Origin of the sequence: Brevundimonas sp. UBA4553 (genome assembly GCF_002387245.1) — a bacterium.
In the GTDB taxonomy this organism is placed as follows: Bacteria; Pseudomonadota; Alphaproteobacteria; order Caulobacterales; family Caulobacteraceae; genus Brevundimonas.
Genome location: NZ_DGLD01000016.1, coordinates 33,569 through 52,359, shown reverse-complemented (window position 1 = coordinate 52,359; position 18,791 = coordinate 33,569). Strand labels below are relative to the sequence as shown.

Genomic DNA, 18,791 nt, shown 5'->3' with positions numbered 1-18,791 from the left:
CAGATCGAAATCCGCTTGAGGAGCGCCCATGCGCCGTCTGCCCCATCTTCTGTCTGGCCTGAGCGCCGTCGCCCTGTTGACGGCTTCGGCCCTGCCGGCCTTGGCCGAGGCGCCTGTTCCGGCGGCGGCTACGGCTCAGGCGACGTCGAACGCCTTCACCTATCAGGACATGATCTCGGCCAACCGGCTGGGCGATCCGCAGGTGTCGCCGGACGGCGAATGGGTGGTCTATGCGCTGACCCAGACGGACGTGGCGGCCAATCGCCGCTCGAGCGCCCTCTACATCCTGAGCCTGAAGGGCGAGGGCGAGGCGCAGAAGCTGGCCATTTCCGAAGGCGGCGCCAACACCGCGCGCTGGGGCGCCGACGGCAAGCTGTATTTCCTGTCGGGCCGTTCAGGTTCGAGCCAGGTCTGGGTGTCGGGCGACAAGGGCGCGACGGCGACGCAGGTCACCAGCCTGCCGACCGACGTCAACGCCTATCGCGTCAACGCCGCAGGCGACGCCGTGGCCGTGTCTCTGGCCGTCTATCCCGAGGCAAGCGACCTGAACGCCTCGGTCGAACGCGCCAAGGCCGCCGCCGAAGTGAAATCGACGGGTCAGGTCTATGACCGGATGTTCGTGCGCCACTGGGACACCTGGAGCGACCACACCCAGAACCACCTCTTCGTCCAGCCGATCGGTGCGGACGGCAAGGCCGGAGGCGATCCGGTCTGGGTGACCAAGGGCTTTGACGGCGACACCCCCTCCAAGCCGTTCGGCGACGAGAGCGAGTTCGTCTTCGCCCCCGATGGCAAGTCGCTGGTCTTCTCGGCGCGCGAAGCTGGCAAGAGCGAGCCGTGGAGCACGGACTTCGACCTCTACAGCGTCGCGGTTTCGGCGCCCGGCCAACTGACCAACCTGACCGAGGCCAACCCGGCCTGGGACACCGGCCCGGTCTTCTCGCCGGACGGTCAGACCCTGGCCTATCGCGCCATGGCCCGTCCGGGCTTCGAGGCCGACAAGTATTCGATTTTCCTTCGTGACGTGGCCACGGGCCAGACGCGTCAGATCGCTGCCAACTGGGATCGCTCGGCCGACGGCTTGCAGTGGTCGGCGGACGGCAAGACCCTCTACACCACGGCTGGCGACGTCGGTCAGACCCGCCTGTTCGCCATCGACACGCGCAACGGCTCGGTCATGCCTCTAACCGGCGAAGGCCACGTCGGCGCCTTCCAGCAGACGCCTTCGGGCTTCGTCATGGCGGTCGACACCCTGACCTCGCCCAGCGACCTCTACTTCAAGACCTGGCGCGGTCGCGAGATGCCGCGCCGCCTGACCAACGTGAACCCGCAGCTGGCGAACAAAGCCTTCGGCCAGTTCGAGCAGTTCAGCTTCCCCGGCTGGAACGACGAGACGGTGCATGGCTTCGTCATCAAGCCTGCGAACTATGTCGAGGGTCAGAAATACCCGGTCGCCTTCCTGGTTCACGGCGGGCCGCAGGGTTCGTTCGGCAACAGCTGGTCGTATCGCTGGAACCCCGAGACCTATGCGGGCGCCGGCTATGCGGTGGTGATGATCGATTTCCACGGCTCGACCGGTTACGGCCAGGAGTTCACCGACGCCATCAGCCAGCACTGGGGCGACCGCCCGCTGGAAGACCTGCAGAAGGGCTGGGCCGCGGCCCAGGCCAAGTACAGCTTCCTGGACGGCAATAACGCCTGTGCTCTGGGCGCCTCCTACGGCGGCTATATGATCAACTGGATCGCTGGCAACTGGTCCGACGCGTTCAAGTGCCTGGTCAACCATGACGGCGTCTTCGACACCTTCGGCATGGGCTATTCGACCGAGGAACTTTGGTTCACCGAGTGGGAATACGGCGGCACGCCGTGGGAAAACCCGGAAGGCTATCAGAAGTTCAACCCGGCGAACCACGTGCAGAACTGGAAGACGCCGATGCTGGTGGTCCAGGGCGACCTCGACTATCGCATCCCCACGGCGCAGGGTCTGTCGACCTTCACCGCCCTGCAGCGCCGCGGCATCGACAGCCGACTGGTCTTCTTCCCCAACGAGAACCACTGGGTGCTGAAGCCGGCCAACAGCCTGCAATGGCACAACGAGGTGTTCGGCTGGCTGGACAAGTATCTGGCCAAATAAGGTCGTTCACCTGACCAAGAAGAAGGGCGCGGCCAGTGATGGCCGCGCCCTTTGTCGTTCTGGAACTGATGTCTAGTGGGCGGCGTAGGCCTGGGTCAGCTGGACGTAGCGGCCGTGCTCGCGTTCGGTCATGCAGCGCGGCGTGGTCCAGGTCTGCCCGGCGGTCTTGGCCTCGGCGGCTTCGCGCGCGGTCAGGAAGACCGGCTCGGCCCCGTACTGACGGGTGAAGGCGGCGCGGGTCGCGGCGTCGCTTTCGCAGATCAGCACCACGCGCTGCGGCTGGGGCGTCGACACCCGCGTCGCCTGCACGTTCTGCCTCTGCGGACTCTGTCCAGGGCTCTGGGCCAGGGCGGGGGCGGCGCCTGCGAGCAGCAGGGCCGAGACGACGGCGACGGACAGGCGCATGAGATATCCTCCCTTGGCCGGAATTCGCTCCGGACTCAGAGCGAATTATGCGCTCATTTTTTGGAATGTAAATATTATGCGACAAATCAGTGTGTGAAGTGTGACGTTCTGCGTCTTGCGGGCTCCCGGGATTGAGCCGAACGCCGCGTTCGTGCGTAGAAGAGGTCCGTGTCCACGATCCGCCGGAACCTCATGACCCGTCGAGGCCTGTTCGCCCCATTCGTCGGCGCCCTGTTGGGCGGTCTGGCGTCCGCCTGTTCGCCGTTGGCGGCGCTCAATGCGCTGGGGCCGCGCGATCGAGGGGCGGGCAAGGTCGCATCCGGCGTAGGCTATGGCGACGATCCCCGCCAGACGATGGATGTCTATGCGCCGACCGGCGCCATCGACCTGCCGGTTCTGGTCTTCTTCTACGGCGGCGGCTGGGATTCCGGCTCCAAGGATGTCTACGGGTGGGCGGCGCAGGCCCTGGCTGCGCGCGGCTTTGTCGTCTTTCTGCCGGACTACCGCGTCGTGCCCCAGGTGCGGTTCCCTCGCTTCATCGAGGATGCGGCGGCCGCGACCGCGCGAGCGGGGGATCTGGCGATCCAGTACGGCGGCGACGCGGGGCGGCTGGGCGTGCTGGGCCATTCGGCGGGCGCCCACCTGGCGATGATGATCACGCTGGACCGGCGCTACATGGCGGCCGTGGACCGATCCGACCTGATCCGGGCGGCAGCCGGTCTGGCGGGCCCATATGATTTCCTGCCTTTTGATGTGGCGGCGTCGCAGAACGCCTTTGGCCGGGCGCCCGACCCGACCCTGACACAGCCGGTGACCTTTGCGCGCAGGGATGCGCCGCCCCTGTGGCTCGGACATGGGGCCGCCGACACCGTGGTCCACGCTGAAGACACGACGATCCTGAACGACAGGATGAGGGCGGTTGGCGGCCGCTCCGAGGCCCATCTCTATCCTGGCCTTGACCATGCCGACCTGATCGCGACCTTCTCGCCGCTGTTCCGCAAGAAAGCCCCGGTGCTGGACGACGTGGTGGCCTTCTTCCGGCGCGAACTGGCCTAGTCGGCGGCCTCGACGCGCGCCTTGAGATTGGTCAGTTGCGCCGACAGCACGTTGTCAACGGGGGCGGCCCAGCCCTCCAGCCCACCGGGCGTATAGCCGCCGACAATGTAGGACCAGGTCAGGAGGCTGCCCGCGCCTTCAGCCTTGAGATCGAAGGTTAGACCGCCGCTCGCTCCCTGACCTTGCAGGGGGCCCAGGCCGCCGCGCAGCACCAGCTTAGACCCCGGCTCGACGAGAGCCGTTTCCAGATGGCGCGACACACGGCCGTCTTGCGCGTGTTCGCACCAGCAGCCGCCGGGGGCGAGGTCGAGCGACAGGGTCGAGCCCTTGAACCAGCGGTGGTCGCGGCTCCACCAGTCGTCGGGCGCGGTCAGCGCAGTCCAGACCCGGGCGGGCGGGGCGTTGATAACCACTGATCCGCCAGCCTCGAAGCCGCCGGGCGTGGCCGATTTGACTTCGGCGTGAGCGGGTGCGGCGGTCAGGACCAGCAGGGCGGCTGTCGAAATCACGCGTCTGGACATGGATGTTCCTCCTGACCGCAGACGAACGCCGTCCCGGGCCGTCGGTCAACAGTCGTGTCCTTGTGTTTCCCCCGTCTCGCCATGGTCACGGTTTTCGGCTAGAGGAGGTCATGACAGACAAGATGACCCCCCAGGCGGCGCTGGACCGCCTCGAAACCCTCTACAATCAATCCGTCGCCAACCTGCGCAATGCGGTGAAGCGCTTCCTCGAGACCGGCGAGCGCGCCGATCCAGAAGCCCGGGCCGCTGGCCTGTTCGCCTATCCCAGACTGACCGTCAGCTGGTTCGGCGACCGTCCTCAGGACCTTGAGACGCGGGCCTTCGCCCGCCTGTCGCGCACCGGCGTCTATACGACCACCGTCACCCGGCCGGACCTGTACCGCGACTATCTGCTGGAGCAGTTGACCCTGCTGGTCGCCGAGTATGGCGCGACCCTGACGGTCGAGCCCTCGGATCAGGAAATTCCCTTCCCCTATGTGCTGGACGGTTCCGGCGTGGCGCTGGACAGCACCATGACGGCGGCCATCGCCCGCTGGTTCCCGACCACGGATCTGGCCCATATCGGCGACGAAATCTCGGACGGCCTGTTCGCGCCGGGAGAAGACTTCCCCCTCGCCCAGTTCGACGGCCTGCGCACCGACTTCTCGCTGGCCCGCCTGCGTCACTACACCGGGACGCCGGTCGAGGACGTGCAGTCCTACGTCCTGTTCACCAACTATCACCGCTACGTCGATGAGTTCGTGCGCTGGGCCTGCGCCCAGCTGGCCGACCCGGGCAGCCCTTATGAGACCCTGTCCTGCGCTGGCGGCGTGATCATCGATCGCGAGACGCCTGACCCGGAACGCGCCATCATGGATGCGGCCTGGCGCCGGCATCAGATGCCCGCCTATCACCTGACCGCCCCGGGCGGCACGGGCATCACCCTGGTCAACATCGGGGTCGGCCCGTCCAACGCCAAGACCATCTGCGATCACCTGGCGGTCACCCGTCCGCACGCCTGGATGATGATCGGTCACTGCGGCGGCCTGCGCGCCAGCCAGACCATAGGCGACTACGTCCTGGCCCACGCCTATCTGCGCGATGATCACGTCCTGGACGCCGTCCTGCCCGCCGACATCCCGATCCCGTCGATCGCCGAGGTGCAACGTGCCCTCTATGACGCAACCAAGCTGGTCTCGGGCGCGCCGGGCGAAGAGGTCAAGAAGCGCCTGCGCACCGGCACGGTGGTCACCACCGATGACCGCAACTGGGAGCTGCGTTATTCCAAGTCGGCGCTGCGCTTCAACCAGAGCCGAGCCGTCGCCATCGACATGGAATCGGCCACCATCGCGGCGCAGGGCTATCGCTTCCGCGTGCCCTACGGGACCCTGCTGTGCGTCTCGGACAAGCCTCTGCATGGCGAGATCAAGCTGCCGGGGCAGGCCAATCGCTTCTACGAAGGCTCGATCTCGGAGCACCTTCAGATCGGCATCCAGGCCATCGACCTGCTGCGCGCGGAGGGCACGAAGCTGCACTCTCGCAAGCTGCGCGCCTTTGACGAGCCGCCTTTCCGGTAAGCGGGCCTACCGCGCTTTGCGCTACTTGCCGGTTGGTCGCGCCCTATTTGAGCGCAAGAATAGTGGCCTATGGATCGGGGCGCTCGGGATTTCCTGGGCGCCCTTTTCTATTGGGGCTCAGCTCTTGCGGAAGAGGTAGTGGCCGAAGCCGAGGTAGGGCGCGCCGAAGTCGAACATCATCTTGACCCGGCTGGCGGTCGCGGCGACCGACGAGGCGTCGGCGTGGTCGGGATTGGCGTCCAGCCAGCCGGCGATCGACGTTTCCATGCCGGTGCGGTAGGTCGCCCATTCAGGATCGCCGCTGATTTCGGCCGAGACGATCTCCAGTCCCGCTGTGCGGGCGGCGGCCTGCCATTCGTCATGACTGACGTAATAGCCGCCGGTCTCGACCAACTGGCGAAGGGGCGTGGGCGGCTCCTCCTTCCAGAACAGGTCGCCCCACAGCAGTGCGCCGCCTGGGGTCAGATGCTCGGCCAGGGCGGCGAAGACGGCGGCGGGCTCGCGCAGACCCTTGCCCGCCGGTTCGGTCGAGCCGATGGCGACGATCAGGTCGAAGGGGGGCTGGGCCGCAAGCGCCGCCGCTGAGGTCTCCTGCCGGACGGCGATCCGGTCCGAAAGCCCCGCCGCCTTGATGCGGGCTTCTGCGCCCTCGGCCATGAACGGGTCCAGTTCGACGGCCGTGACGCGGGCATTGAAGGCGCGGGCCAGGTGGATGGACACTTCGCCGTAGGCGCAGCCGATGTCCATGACGGGCGCGCCGGGCTTCAGGCCCGCTAGGCCCGCGGTCGCGACGAGCCGTTCCATCGACAGGGCGTTGCAGACGGCCAGGGGCTGATAGGCGATGTGATGGAAGGCGACGCGCATGGCCAAGACCTAGAACGCGTCGCGCTGTCGCGTCTCAGAAAAAGAACTTTACAAGATAAAGTTCTTGATGCACATTTCCCTCAACAGGCAGGGAGAGATCGCCATGACTCGAGATCAAGTTCAGTCCGTCCACGATGACATCGCCTATATGAAGGCCCTGGCTCAGGAGGGGCGACGCGCGCCTTTACTGGGCGGGTCGATCCTGATCGCCGCCGGCCTCGTCTTTGGGCTAGCCTCGATCGTCGCCTATGGCATCGACAGCGGAATCCTCAACCTGCCGCCGGTCGCCTACGCCTTCCTGTGGGGCGGGGCGGGTCTGATCTTCTTTGTCGTTCTGATGCTGCAGATTCGTCGAACCGGCGGTCGGCCCGGCGCGAATTCCGTAGTGAACCGAGCCGGCGGCGCAGGCTGGATGGGCGTCGGTATGGCCATCTTCTTCATGGCGCTGGCGATGACGGTAGTCAGCTGGAAGACAGGCAGCGATGTGAGCTTCATGCTGTTTCCTTCACTGATTTTCGCCCTCTACGGCTCGGGCTGGGCCGTGTCCGCGACCATGAGCGATCAGAAATGGCAGTGGAAGCTGGCGATCGCCTGCTGGATCGCCGCCCCCCTGATCGCCTTCCTGACGGGCAGCCCGCTGATGTGGCTGGCCTATGCGGCGGGGCTGTTCCTGTTCGCGCTTGTCCCCGGCGTCCTGCTGGTGCGTCAGGAACCTTCGGAGGTGATCTGATGGCGACGGAATCGGCTGCGGACACGGCGGACGCCTTCGACATCGGCCGTATCGACGAGGTCATCCATGGGCGGGTGCGTCTGGGGATCATGGCCTATCTGTCAGGCGTCGGGACGGCGGACTTCAATGAACTGAAGGCGCGCCTTCAGACCACGGACGGCAATCTGTCGGTGCATCTGAGAAAGCTGGAGGAGGCTGGCTTTGTCGAGGTCGCCAAGAGCTTCCAGGGTCGCAAGCCTCTGACGCGGGCGACGATGACCGAGGCGGGGCGTGATGCCTTCGTCGCCTACCTTGACGCCATGTCCGGGCTGGTCGGCGCCCGGTAGCCTTGATCGATGAATAGTCTAAGGAAGGCGGTCATGAGCGACCGCCTTTCGCCGTTTCAGGCCATCGATAACTTCCGCGACTATGGCGACTACGCCGCCGGCCATGCCCGGATCGCGCGGGGACGTCTGTATCGTTCGGCGCATCAGGCGCGAGCGACCGAGGCCGACCTGGAGGGTTTGGCGAAGTTGAATCTCGCCACGGTGGTCGATCTGCGCCGTCCCAGCGAGCGACGCGACCAGCCCTCGCGCCGGCCGGCAGGATGGGGCGGGCGGGTGATCGAGAGCGCCCATGATGACGGCGGCGAAGCTCCGCACATCACCTTTCTGAAGAACAGCGACCTGACCGAGACCTCGGGCCGCGCCTTCATGACCGACACCTATCGCCGCCTGCCGTTCGAGTCGGCCCATGTCGATCTGTTCAGCCGCTATTTCACCGCCTTGGGCGAGGGAGAAGGCCCGATCCTGATCCATTGTGCGGCGGGCAAGGATCGCACCGGCCTTCTTGCGGCCCTGACCCACAGCCTGCTGGGCGTGTCGCGCGACGATCTGATCGCGGACTACCTCCTGACCAATCGCGCCGTCGATCTGGAAGGCCGGGCCGAGAGCATAGCGAGAAAGCTGACCGAGATGACCGGTCGCCCTGCATCGCACGGCGCTGTGGTCGCGTTTCTTGGCGTCGAGGCCGATTATCTGCACGGGGCCTTCGCCGAGATCACAGCGCAACACGGCTCTCTCGCCGCCTATATGGAACAGGCCCTGGGCGTCGATCCGGGGCTGGCCGAGCGCATCCGGGGCCAGTTGACGGCATGAGCCTGGCCGTCGTGCAAATCGATCGGCTGGACTGGACCGACCCGCTCGCCGTCGCAACGGGATTGAATCGCCGCGAGGGGGCGTTGGCGCTGCTGGCCGGAGCGGGCGACCCGGCGGCGCATGGCGGCCGATGGTCCTTCGTGGCGTGCGAGCCGGATCAGGTTCACGTCGGCCCGGTGGAGGGCGGGGCGCCGTTCGACGCCCTGCGCGATGTCGCGTTTGCGGGCGGCGTGGTGGGGCTGATGAGCTATGACGCCGGGGCGCGTCCGGCGACGGGGCCGCGCGCCGAGGTCTGGCCCGATCTCATGCTGGCGCGTTATCCCGCCTTGCTGGCGTTCGACCATGCCCGAGGCGAGGTGCTGGCGGTCGGACGGGGCCCCAATAGGCGTGAGGCCGGAGAAAGGGCGCGGCAGGCCCAGGCGTGGCTCAGCCTCGCCGTCGCGCCGCCGACGCCGTCGCCCCCCGCCGACGCGTTCACCGAAGAAGCGGCCCCCGAGGCCTACGAAGCCGCCGTGGCCGACGTCGTCGCGCGGATCGCAGCCGGCGAGCTGTTTCAGGCCAATATCGCGCGGGGCTGGAGCGGACGGCTGGGCGCCGCCCGGGACCCGTTCGAGGTTTTCCTGCGGCTTTCAGCGGGACGGGGCGCGGCCTACGGCGCCTTTTGGCGGTTGGGCGAGCGGGTCGTGGTGTCCAATTCGCCGGAGTTGTTCCTGACCTTCGACCCTGTGTCCGGCCGGATCGAGACGCGACCGATCAAGGGCACGCGGCCGCGGCACAGCGACCCTGAGCGCGACGCGGCCCTGGCCGCCGACCTGGTCGCCAGCGCCAAGGACCGGGCTGAGAACCTGATGATCGTTGATCTGATGCGCAACGATCTGGCGCGGGCGGCCGTGCCGGGGTCGGTGCGCGTGGAGCGGCTGTTCGAGATCGAGAGCCATCCGACGGTTCACCATCTGGTGTCGACGGTGACGGCCGCTGTCCGGCCCGGCTGGAGCGCGGCCGGGGTGCTGGAAGCGGCCTTTCCTCCCGGCTCGATCACCGGCGCGCCAAAGCATCAGGCGATGAAGGTCATCGCCGCGCATGAACCGCCGCGCGGACCGTGGTGCGGCAGCCTGTTCGCCCTGGGCCTGGCGGGCGACGCCGCGCTGACGGCATCGGTCCTGATCCGCACCGCATTCCTCGAACGAGACGCGTCGGGTTGGCGCTTTCGGGTTCTGGCCGGCGCCGGGATCGTGGCCGACAGCGATCCGGGCGCTGAACGCGAGGAGACTGACGCCAAGGTCAGGGCGCTGAAGGAGGCTCTGATCGGCGCCTAGCAGTTGCTGCAGGCGACGCTGTCCACCGTGCGCGGCCGCAGATAGTAGCTGCGGCGGAAGTTGATCGGCGTCTTGATCACCTGTGCGAACGGCGAGGTGTACTTGAACGCCGTCTCGCCGAGGATCAGGCTCTCGCCGTTCTCGATCAGGCCCGGCGGCAGGTCCGTCACGATGGAGTTCTTGCCGAGCGCGGTCAGAGCCTTGCTGTTGTCGCGGCTCCAGGTGATGCGCGCGACCCCGTTGGCGTCCTTCGTCACATTGGACACGCGGATGGACAGCGGGCCGGACGGGAAGGGGCGCATGATCATGTCGCCGATGGCGAAGACCTTGGCCAGATCCTGCGTCGACGTCGCGTCCGACTGCGCCACCAGGTCGGCCACGATAGAGGCGGTGTGCCCGGCGCGACGGCTCGCCATATAGCCCTGGCAGAACTCCACCAGGCCGAAATAGAGCAGCATCATGATGGGGGCGATGAAGGCGAACTCGATGGCCGCGGCGCCGCGATGATCGCGCCAGAAGTCGCGCCTGATCCGGGGGGCGGGGCGGCTCACTGGTAGGGCTCGTTGCGGAAGGCGAGGGAGGTCGTCAGCAGCACCTTGTGGTCGGTGGTCCGCGACAGCGCCTGCGAGATGAAGGGCGTCACGATCGGCTGTTCGTACCAGATGCGCACCAGGATGCGGTCCCCTGGGCCGCCCGGCTGATAGGTCAGCTTGGACGGATCGAAAACACCGGAAGCCAGGGGATCAGGCGCGACAGGCGTGGTGAAGTTGTCGACCACGCGAACGTCGATGAAGGCGCGGTCGGGGCAGTCGCCCGAAAAGACGCTCATGCGGGCGCACAGTTTCTGTTTGATGGCCGCGGGCGTCATGGCCTGCTGCTGGGCCTGACCGGTCCGGACCAGTCGGCCGGCGTCGGAGACCGCAGTCTCGACGACCGCATCCAGAAGTAGAAGCAGCCCGACCTCCAGGATCCCGAACAACAGAATGAAGAAGGGAAAGGCCAGCAGGCCGAATTCGACCGCAGTGGACCCTTCACGCGTCGACCTGCGGCGGCGGGACGGGGACCCAACAAGGCGGAGGAGAAGCGGCCCGGCCATCATTATCAGGGGGCAGGAGACGCCGGTGTCGCCCGCACGCTGGGCGAGCAACTGGAGCCGCAGGCCATTTCGGTGGCCTGGGCGCCACGCCAGACGCGGACGGAGCCGGCGGATCCAGCGCTGACCACCACCTGGCTCTGGAACAAGGGGCGGCCCAGGGCGTCGACGGCGATGACCTCGGTCACGCCATAACCCTTGCCGGTGATGAACAGGGTGTTGGCGTCCACAACCGTCACGTCGGCGATCCTGGGATTGGCCACGATCACGGAACCGGCCGGCGCGCGCAGCTGAACGCGGGTGGCGTGGTCGATCTCGACATTCAGAGGGCGCGACTGGCCGTGAGCGGCGCTGACGGACAGGGCGAGCAGAGCGGCGCCTAGGGCGAGCCTCTTGAAGGTCCTGGGCATGGGCGACGGCTCCGAGTGGATGAACGAGCGCGCGCGAGCGCTAGGCGTGAAACTTCGCCTTGAAAGATCAAGAAATCCTGAAGGCAGGGGGAAGCCGCCTCGTTCTTGGCTTTTCTATAGTAAACAGGTTAGTAACCATCAATAATCCGGCTCGCTGATGCCTGTTTTACTCGCCCTTAATGATCGTCGGGGCATTGTCGCCATGCAAACGGGGGTCAAGCGGGCAAAGCCGGTGACCCTGGTCATGGAACTGTTGCTCGCTTAGACAAAGAAGGAAGACAATCATGCGTAACTTCATCAAGAACTTCGCCAAAGACGAATCCGGCGCCACGGCGATCGAGTACGGCCTGATCGCGGCCCTGATCGCTGTCGCCATCATCGGCACGCTGACGCTGATCGGTCCGAAGCTGGATGGCGCATTCAAGAAGGTTGAAGCTGGTCTGCCCGCAGCCTAAGCTTAACGACATTCGAAGGAAGGGGCCGGAACGGAGACGTTCCGGCCTTTTTCTTGTCTGCGCTCGAGGTCGGCAACCTCGCCTTAAAGGTTGGCGCGCCATGGTCGGAAGATGAGCGAACTGCTTCTTTTGCCGTTGAGCATTCTGCCCGTCCTGGTGATTATCGCCGGGCTGAATGACCTGACCACGATGAAGATCCCGAACTGGATTTCGGGCCTTCTGTTCTTGGCCTATTTCCCCGCCGCCTTCGCTCTGGGCCTGCCGCTGGCGACGATCGGCGTGTCGCTGGCTCTGGGTTTGCTGGTCCTGGTGATCGGTATGGCGATGTTCGCCATGAAATGGCTCGGCGGCGGCGACGCCAAGCTGATCGCCGCAACCGCTCTGTGGATGGGGACCGCCGGCATCCTGCCGCTTCTTCTCTACACCGCCATGATCGGCGGCGGCTTCTGCCTTCTGCTGATGGCGGCGCGGAGCCAGTTGCAGGTGTTCGCCATGAACGGGCCGGGTTGGGTCACGCGCCTGATGCAGCCCAAGGGGGACCTGCCCTACGGCGTGGCGATCGCCGTCGGCGCCCTGCTGGCCTATCCCTCCAGTCCGCTGGTGCAGGCGTTCGCCGGGGCCTAGAGGCCTGGGGACGGCTTAGGGGGGCGTTAACCGCCCGGCCTCATTGTCGTTAACGGCAGAGGGCGAAGAACCGGAATTCGAGTCGCCGCGCCTGCCGGAGACCGTCGATGAAGCCCGCCAAGATCGCCGTAATCTGTATCGCCGCCGTGTCGGCCATTGGCCTGGCCCTGGTGGTTCGCGCCATGGGGTCGTCCGGCGAGCCGACGGCTGTGGCCGTCGCCGCCGTCGAAACCCAGCCCATGGCCAAGGTTCTGGTCGCGGCCAAGGATCTGGAGCCGGGCAGCCGACTGACCGATTCCGACCTGGCGTGGAAGGACTGGCCCGTGGCCGAGGTCAACCCGGTCTTCATCACCGACGGCAGCGTGCCGGTGCCCGCTGCGCCCGCAGCGGAAGACGCAGCCGCCGAAAAGACTGCTGACACCAAGGCGGAAAGCGCCGCAGCGCGCGTGACCCGCGCTGCAACGGATCTGGCGACCGGCGGGGCCAAGGCCGACTTCATCGGCTCGGTCGTGCGTGAACCCATTCTGGCCGGAGAGCCGATCGTCGCACGCAAGATCGTGCGCGCGGGCGACAGCGGCTACATGGCCGCCTACCTGGAGCCGGGCATGCGCGCCATGGCCATCCGCGTTACGGTCGAAACCGCTGCGGGCGGCTTCATCCTGCCCGGCGACCGGGCTGATGTCCTGCTGACGCGCGAGGTCAAGGTGCCCAGCACTGGAACGAATGGTGGCGAAACCTCCAAATTCGTCGCCGCCACCGTCATGCAGAACGTCAAGGTCCTGGCCATCGATCAGAACACCCGCGCCGCCGAGAACGAGCAGGCCGTGGTCGGCGCCACCGCCACCCTGGAGGTCAGCGGCCGGGACGCCGAAGTCCTGGCTTTGGCCAAGTCCGAAGGCGAACTGTCGCTGGTTCTGCGCTCCTACGCTGATACGGCCGGACCCTCGGGTCAGGTGCCCGGCGCTGCGCGGCGCGGCAATACTCCGGCTGCGGGCAGCGTTGTGCGCGTCTATCGCGAAGGCCAGGCCGAAGCGGTCGCCGTCCCATGAGGAAACCGGGCATGAATCGTTTGATCGCGGCGGCCTGCGCCTCCTTGATCGTCCTTGGCGGCGCGGCCTCGGCGCCCTTGGCCCAGACCCGGGCGGCCGTCGCCACGGGTACGGCGCCGCAACTGGTCAACCTGCCGCGCGGCACCTCGTTCGCCGTGGATCTGCCGGCCGATGCGCGCGATGTGATCGTGTCCAATCCCCAAGTGGCGGAGGCCATGCTCCATTCGCCGCGCCGTATCACGGTCATCGGCATGGCGCCGGGCGAGACCGATGCGGTCTTCCTGGACGCCACAGGGCGGACCATCCTGTCGCTTCGCGTGCGCGTCGACGCCGGGACCAGCGCCCTTCAGGACACCCTGAGCCGAGTGGCGCCCGGCTCCAGCATCCGGGCGGAAGCGGTCAACGACAGTATTATCCTGACTGGCGCCGCCGCCAGCCCGGCGGAGGCGCAGCGCGCCGCCCAGGTGGCTCGCGCCTTCGTTTCGGCGCCTGAAAAGGTGGTCAACATGATCGGGGTGGTCGGCTCCGACCAGGTGACGTTGAAGGTGCGCGTGGTCGAGGTGCAGCGCAGCGCCATCAAGCAGTTGGGCTTCGACACCCAGGCGGTGCTGGGCCAGATCGGCGACACCCAGTGGCTGTTGGGCAACGCCGCCACCTGGGGCGTCAACGGTTCGCTGCTGGGCGGGATCACCGGCGGCGTGTCGCGCGACACCACCAAGAACTATCAGATGCAGCGCCCCTGCATCGGCCCCGGCTGGGCCGAGGGCGCGCTCTGCCCGTTTACGGTCGATGGGCCCGAAGACGCGCCCAACTGGGACACCGCCCAACCGGGCACCGGTCCGGGATCCGACGGGCTGAACAAGGGCAACGCCACCATCAAGGCGTTCGAGCGGGTCGGTCTGATCCGTACGCTGGCGGAACCCAACCTGACGTCGGTGAATGGCGAGGCGGCCAGCTTCCTGGCGGGCGGCGAATTTCCTGTGCCCACCGGACGGGACCGCGACGGCCAGATCTCGGTCGAATACAAGCCCTATGGCGTGGGGCTTTCGTTCCGGCCCGTCGTCCTGACTGCAGGCCGCATCTCGCTTCAGGTCAAGGTCGAGGTTTCGGAGCTGACTTCTCAGGGCGGCCTGACCATCGGTGCGGGCACGCCGTCGTCCATCGGCCTGCCCGGCCTGTCGGTGCGGCGCAGCGAGAACACCATCGAACTGCCGTCGGGCGGATCGATGATGATCGCGGGCCTGCTCCAGGAATCGACTCGTCAAAACATCGATTCCCTTCCCGGCATGACCAACCTGCCGGTGCTGGGTCAGCTGTTCCGGTCGCGCGACTATCTGATGGGTGAAACCGAACTCGTCGTCATCGTCGAGGCCTTCATCGTGAACCCGACCTCCGCAGGACGGATGCAGACGCCGGCCGATGGCCTGCGCATCGCCGAGGACGCCCAGACCATCTTCTTCGGCCAACTGAACCAAGCCTACGGCTCGCCGGCGCCGACCGCCCAGGCGGGCACCGGCTGGCAGGGGCCGGTCGGCTACGTGATCGAGTGACCGCCATGATCCTTACCTCCACGTCCCGTTCCGCGATCGTGTCCGTGCTGGCGCTGGGCGGTCTGCTGCTCAGCGGTTGCATGGGCGGCCCGGCCAGCCTGGGCGGCGAACCGCCGCTGACGCCCACTTCGCGCTACAGCCTGCAGGTCGAACCGGGCCTGGACCGGATCGCGCTGGCGGTTCACGAGACCGGCTTGTCCGCCAACCAGCAGGCGGCGCTGAAGGACCTGGTCAATCGTTTCGCCATCGAGGGCGCCTCTGTTCTGGTGGTCGAGGCGCCGGCGGGGGACGACCCGGTCGTCAATCAGGCGGCGTGGAACGTCAAGGCGGGCTTGGTGGCCGCCGGGGCGCCGGACCACATGATCCGCGTCGTCAGCTATGCCGGTCCTGACCCGCGCGCGCCGATTCTGGCGGGGTTCGAGACCCTTCGCGCCGTGGTGCCGCAGTGCGGGACCCAGTGGGGCAGCCTGACTCGCACCGGGGACAACCAGTCGCCGTCGAACTTCGGCTGCGCCGTCAACGCCAACCTGGCGGCCCAGATCGCCAATCCGCGCGACATCGTCTCGCCCCGCGCCATGACGCCGACCGACGCCCAGCGCCGCGCCGTGGTGTTCGACAACTACGCCAAGGGCGAGCAGACCTCCGCAGAGCGCGAAGCCCTGATCAGCGACGCCCGAACTTCCAGCGCCGTGGACTGATGGACATGAGCAAGCCTTTCGCCGCACAGGACTTCGACGCTCTGGACGCGTTCGAGATGGAGGACGACTTCATCGACGCCGTGGCGGCGCCTCGGCTTGATCCCACGCCCTTCATCACCCCGCCCGCGACCGCCATGGCCGGACCCGCGCCGACCGAAGAAGCCTATAATCCGGTCGGCCGAATGGTCGCGGAAACCGAGACCGCCGTGGCCGCCGTCATGATGCCCGAAGAGACCACGCCAACCTCTCCCGTTCCCGTGGATGAGGTCTACACGCCGCCCGTCCCCCTCGTCGCCGTCACGCCAGAAGCTCCCGTCTCGGCCCTGACGGCCTATGAGCCCGCCGGTTTGCCGGTAGGCCCGGGCGCGGTCGAGGTCTCCATTCCGCGCATCGCCGTTCACGTCTTCGCCGAGCGTCAGGACACGCTGGCCGCCGCCGAGCGCGCCGGACAGGATCGGCGCATGTCGCGCGCCACGACCCAGATCCGCATCGGCGGCGTCGCGGCCGCGATCGAGGCCTATCAGTCCGAGCCGACCCCGCCGCTGATCGTCGTCGAAAGCATGAAGGACGCCCAGACCCTGCTCTGGGAGATCGACCAGCTCGCCGAGGTGTGCGACGCGGGCACCAAGGTGGTGATCATCGGCGCCACCAACGACATCCTCCTGTTCCGTGAGCTCATGCGGCGCGGGGTCAGCGAGTATCTGGTTGCGCCCGTCCAGCCGCTGCAGCTGATCTCGGCCATCGGCGGACTGTTTGCAGATCCCGCCCAACCCTTCGTTGGTCGCTCCATAGCCTTCGTCGGCGCGCGGGGCGGGGCAGGGGCCTCGGCCGTGGCCCACAACACCGCCTATGCGATGAGCGAGCGGATCGGCGTCAACACCGTCATCGTCGACTATGATCTGCCGTTCGGCACCGCCGGTCTGGACTTCAATCAGGACCCGCTGGGCGGCGTCGCCGACGCCCTGAGCCAGCCCGACCGCCTGGACGCGACCCTGCTGGACCGAATGATGGTCCGCTGCACGGACAAGCTGAGCCTGTTCGCCGCTCCCGCCACGCTGGACGGCGACTGGGACATCCAGCCGGACGCCTTTGAGGAGGTGACCAGCCGCATCCGGTCCACCGCCCCCTTTGTCGTGCTTGATCTGCCCCATCTCTGGTCGGGCTGGATGCGCAAGACGCTGATTTCCGCCGATGAGGTTGTCATCGTGGCGACGCCGGACCTGGCGAGCCTGCGCAACGCCAAGAACATGATCGACCTGATCAAGCAGGGGCGTCCCAATGACGCGCCGCCGCGTCTGATCCTGAACCAGGTCGGCATGCCTGGACGTCCCGAGATTCCGGCCAAGGACTTTGGCACGGCGCTTGGCGTCCACCCCAGCCTGATCATCCCCTTCGACGCCAAGGTGTTCGGCGCCGCAGCCAACAACGGCCAGATGATCGTGGATTCCGGGGCCAAGACCAAGGCCGCCGAAGCGTTCGAGACCCTGGCCCAGATCGTGTCGCGCCGCGAACTGCCGACAGCACCCGCCAAGGGCAAGAGCGCGCCCGCAAAGAAGGGCGGCTCTCTGCTCGCCTCCCTGTTCAGCAAGAAGCGCTGACATCGTGTTTGGCAAGCGCACCGCACAAGCCGGCCTGGCGGTCCCGCCGCGACCGGCCCCGGCGCCGGCTCCGGCGGCTCAGCCGAACGTCGCCGCGGCGCGCGCGCTTGAACCTATAGACGCCTTCTCACCGGAAGAGCTTGAGGCGCCCGCGCGGGCGGTGCCCGACGCCACGGACCGGCTGGACGCCCTAGCCGCCAGGCCGCGTCCGGAAGGCCCTGCGCCGACCCCCGGCGGCCCCGTCAAGGGACCCCGCGCGACCGCTGGCCTCGAGCAGCTGAAAAAGGCGCAGGCGGTCGCGGAGATCGTTCGCGAACAGTCCGACTATTATCACGCTACGAAGACGACAATCTTCAACGCGTTGATGAACACCATCGACCTGTCCCAGCTGGCGCAGCTGGACACCAAGGCGGCGTCCGAGGAAATTCGCGACATCGTCGCCGAACTGGTGGCGATCAAGAACGTCTCCATGTCGGTGGCCGAGCAGGAGCACCTGGTCCAGGACATCGTCAACGACGTCCTCGGCTACGGCCCGCTGGAGCCGCTGCTGGCCCGGGACGACATCGCCGACATCATGGTCAACGGCGCTGGCCGGGTCTTCATCGAAGTCTCGGGCAAGGTCCAGCTGACCAATGTCCGCTTCCGCGACAACACCCAGTTGATGAACATCTGCCAGCGGATCGTGTCGCAGGTCGGTCGTCGCGTCGACGAAAGCAGCCCCATCTGCGACGCCCGCCTGCCGGACGGCAGCCGCGTCAACGTCATCGCCCCGCCCCTGGCCATCGACGGCCCGACGCTGACGATCCGGAAGTTCAAGAAAGACAAGCTGACGATGAAGAACCTGGTGGAGTACGCCTCCATCAGTCCCGAGGGCGCGCGGGTTCTGGGCGTCATCGGCGCGTCGCGATGCAATCTCGTCATCTCGGGCGGGACCGGCTCGGGCAAGACCACGCTGCTGAACACCCTGACGGCCTTCATCGATCCGACGGAACGGGTCATTACCTGCGAAGACGCCGCCGAGCTTCAGTTGCAGCAGCCGCACGTCGTGCGCCTCGAAACCCGTCCGCCCAATCTGGAGGGCCAGGGTCAGATCACCATGCGCGATCTGGTCAAGAACTGTCTGCGGATGCGTCCCGAACGCATCATCGTCGGCGAGGTGCGCGGCCCCGAGGCCTTTGACCTGTTGCAGGCCATGAACACCGGCCACGACGGCTCTATGGGCACCCTGCACGCCAACTCCCCGCGCGAAGCCATCAGCCGCATGGAATCCATGATCACCATGGGCGGCTATGGCCTGCCGTCGCGGACTATCCGCGAAATGATCGTGGGCTCGGTGGACGTCATCGTTCAGGCGGCGCGTCTGCGCGACGGCTCGCGTCGCATCACCCACATCACCGAGGTGGTCGGCCTAGAGGGTGATGTGATCGTTACCCAGGACCTGTTCGTCTACGAAATCACGGGCGAAGACGCCCACGGCAAGATCACCGGCCGACATCGCTCCACCGGCATTGCGCGTCCCCGCTTCTGGGATCGTGCGCGCTACTACGGGTTGGAGCGTGAACTGGCCGAAGCGCTGGACGCGGCGGAGTAGAGACG

General features: G+C 67.0%; 20 protein-coding genes. 14 read left to right on the top strand and 6 right to left on the bottom strand.

Going from position 1 to position 18,791, the window contains the following annotated elements; translation table 11 throughout:
• The first annotated feature begins 28 nt into the window (after nt 1-28).
• Nucleotides 29-2,134, top strand: a complete 2,106-nt coding sequence (locus B4A39_RS11035; protein ID WP_292036547.1) for an alpha/beta hydrolase family protein — start codon at nt 29-31, stop codon at nt 2,132-2,134.
• 72 nt (nt 2,135-2,206) lie between these two features.
• Here B4A39_RS11035 and B4A39_RS11030 read toward each other — a convergent pair whose 3' ends face one another.
• Nucleotides 2,207-2,539, bottom strand: a complete 333-nt coding sequence (locus tag B4A39_RS11030) for a hypothetical protein (protein WP_292036546.1) — start codon at nt 2,537-2,539, stop codon at nt 2,207-2,209.
• A gap of 168 nt (nt 2,540-2,707) precedes the next feature.
• Between B4A39_RS11030 and B4A39_RS11025 the strand changes: the two genes are divergently transcribed.
• The gene (locus tag B4A39_RS11025; RefSeq protein WP_292036545.1) at nt 2,708-3,595 is read left to right on the top strand and encodes an alpha/beta hydrolase; all 888 of its coding nucleotides are present in this window, start codon (nt 2,708-2,710) and stop codon (nt 3,593-3,595) included.
• On the opposite strand, the gene B4A39_RS11020 is transcribed toward B4A39_RS11025, so the two are convergent.
• Complete coding sequence (locus B4A39_RS11020) at nt 3,592-4,116, bottom strand: SRPBCC family protein (protein WP_292036544.1); 525 nt, start codon at nt 4,114-4,116, stop codon at nt 3,592-3,594. The genes B4A39_RS11025 and B4A39_RS11020 overlap by 4 nt on opposite strands.
• A gap of 110 nt (nt 4,117-4,226) precedes the next feature.
• On the opposite strand from B4A39_RS11020, the gene B4A39_RS11015 reads away from it, so the two are divergent.
• Complete coding sequence (locus tag B4A39_RS11015; RefSeq protein WP_292036543.1) at nt 4,227-5,672, top strand: AMP nucleosidase; 1,446 nt, start codon at nt 4,227-4,229, stop codon at nt 5,670-5,672.
• A gap of 117 nt (nt 5,673-5,789) precedes the next feature.
• Here B4A39_RS11015 and B4A39_RS11010 read toward each other — a convergent pair whose 3' ends face one another.
• Nucleotides 5,790-6,536: an SAM-dependent methyltransferase gene (locus B4A39_RS11010; protein WP_292036542.1), complete on the bottom strand. Its 747-nt coding sequence runs from the start codon at nt 6,534-6,536 to the stop codon at nt 5,790-5,792.
• A 103-nt stretch (nt 6,537-6,639) separates the two neighbouring features.
• Here B4A39_RS11010 and B4A39_RS11005 point away from each other — a divergent pair, with 103 nt between their 5' ends.
• Genes B4A39_RS11005 through B4A39_RS10990 form a run of 4 tightly spaced genes read left to right on the top strand, consistent with a single transcriptional unit; the run spans nt 6,640 to nt 9,718 of the window.
• Nucleotides 6,640-7,266: a hypothetical protein gene (locus B4A39_RS11005; RefSeq protein ID WP_292036541.1), complete on the top strand. Its 627-nt coding sequence runs from the start codon at nt 6,640-6,642 to the stop codon at nt 7,264-7,266.
• On the top strand, nt 7,266-7,592 hold the full coding sequence (locus B4A39_RS11000; protein ID WP_292036540.1) for a winged helix-turn-helix domain-containing protein: 327 nt from the start codon (nt 7,266-7,268) through the stop codon (nt 7,590-7,592). Before B4A39_RS11005 ends, B4A39_RS11000 begins: the two co-directional genes overlap by 1 nt.
• A gap of 33 nt (nt 7,593-7,625) precedes the next feature.
• Nucleotides 7,626-8,402, top strand: coding sequence for a tyrosine-protein phosphatase (locus tag B4A39_RS10995; protein ID WP_292036539.1), 777 nt, complete (start codon nt 7,626-7,628; stop codon nt 8,400-8,402).
• Nucleotides 8,399-9,718, top strand: coding sequence for an anthranilate synthase component I family protein (locus B4A39_RS10990; protein ID WP_292036538.1), 1,320 nt, complete (start codon nt 8,399-8,401; stop codon nt 9,716-9,718). The genes B4A39_RS10995 and B4A39_RS10990 overlap by 4 nt, the downstream gene beginning before the upstream one ends.
• Here B4A39_RS10990 and B4A39_RS10985 read toward each other — a convergent pair.
• The 3 genes from B4A39_RS10985 to B4A39_RS10975 are packed head-to-tail and all read right to left on the bottom strand — an operon-like array spanning nt 9,715 to nt 11,221.
• Complete coding sequence (locus B4A39_RS10985) at nt 9,715-10,269, bottom strand: TadE/TadG family type IV pilus assembly protein (protein WP_292036537.1); 555 nt, start codon at nt 10,267-10,269, stop codon at nt 9,715-9,717. The two genes, B4A39_RS10990 and B4A39_RS10985, sit on opposite strands and share 4 nt — an antisense overlap.
• Nucleotides 10,266-10,814, bottom strand: a complete 549-nt coding sequence (locus B4A39_RS10980) for a TadE/TadG family type IV pilus assembly protein (RefSeq protein WP_292036536.1) — start codon at nt 10,812-10,814, stop codon at nt 10,266-10,268. The genes B4A39_RS10985 and B4A39_RS10980 overlap by 4 nt, the downstream gene beginning before the upstream one ends.
• A 5-nt stretch (nt 10,815-10,819) precedes the next feature.
• On the bottom strand, nt 10,820-11,221 hold the full coding sequence (locus B4A39_RS10975; RefSeq protein ID WP_292036535.1) for a pilus assembly protein N-terminal domain-containing protein: 402 nt from the start codon (nt 11,219-11,221) through the stop codon (nt 10,820-10,822).
• A 284-nt stretch (nt 11,222-11,505) separates the two neighbouring features.
• Between B4A39_RS10975 and B4A39_RS10970 the strand changes: the two genes are divergently transcribed.
• From B4A39_RS10970 to B4A39_RS10940, 7 genes are all read left to right on the top strand, one after another.
• Nucleotides 11,506-11,676 (top strand): Flp family type IVb pilin, encoded by a 171-nt coding sequence (locus B4A39_RS10970; RefSeq protein WP_292036534.1) that lies wholly within the window; start codon nt 11,506-11,508, stop codon nt 11,674-11,676.
• Between the two features lie 111 nt (nt 11,677-11,787).
• Nucleotides 11,788-12,300 carry an A24 family peptidase gene (locus tag B4A39_RS10965; protein ID WP_292036533.1) on the top strand — a complete coding sequence of 171 codons (513 nt, stop codon included), beginning with the start codon at nt 11,788-11,790 and terminating at the stop codon, nt 12,298-12,300.
• A 107-nt stretch (nt 12,301-12,407) separates the two neighbouring features.
• Nucleotides 12,408-13,349: a Flp pilus assembly protein CpaB gene (gene cpaB, locus B4A39_RS10960; RefSeq protein ID WP_292036532.1), complete on the top strand. Its 942-nt coding sequence runs from the start codon at nt 12,408-12,410 to the stop codon at nt 13,347-13,349.
• Between the two features lie 11 nt (nt 13,350-13,360).
• Nucleotides 13,361-14,899: a type II and III secretion system protein family protein gene (locus B4A39_RS10955; RefSeq protein WP_409449591.1), complete on the top strand. Its 1,539-nt coding sequence runs from the start codon at nt 13,361-13,363 to the stop codon at nt 14,897-14,899.
• A 5-nt stretch (nt 14,900-14,904) separates the two neighbouring features.
• Entirely contained in the window at nt 14,905-15,597 is a 693-nt protein-coding gene (locus tag B4A39_RS10950; RefSeq protein ID WP_292036530.1) for a CpaD family pilus assembly protein, read from the top strand.
• 5 nt (nt 15,598-15,602) lie between these two features.
• The gene (locus B4A39_RS10945) at nt 15,603-17,195 is read left to right on the top strand and encodes an AAA family ATPase (protein ID WP_292036529.1); all 1,593 of its coding nucleotides are present in this window, start codon (nt 15,603-15,605) and stop codon (nt 17,193-17,195) included.
• Nucleotides 17,196-17,199: 4 nt separating this feature from the next.
• Nucleotides 17,200-18,786, top strand: a complete 1,587-nt coding sequence (locus B4A39_RS10940) for a CpaF family protein (protein ID WP_292036528.1) — start codon at nt 17,200-17,202, stop codon at nt 18,784-18,786.
• Nucleotides 18,787-18,791 lie beyond the last annotated feature (5 nt).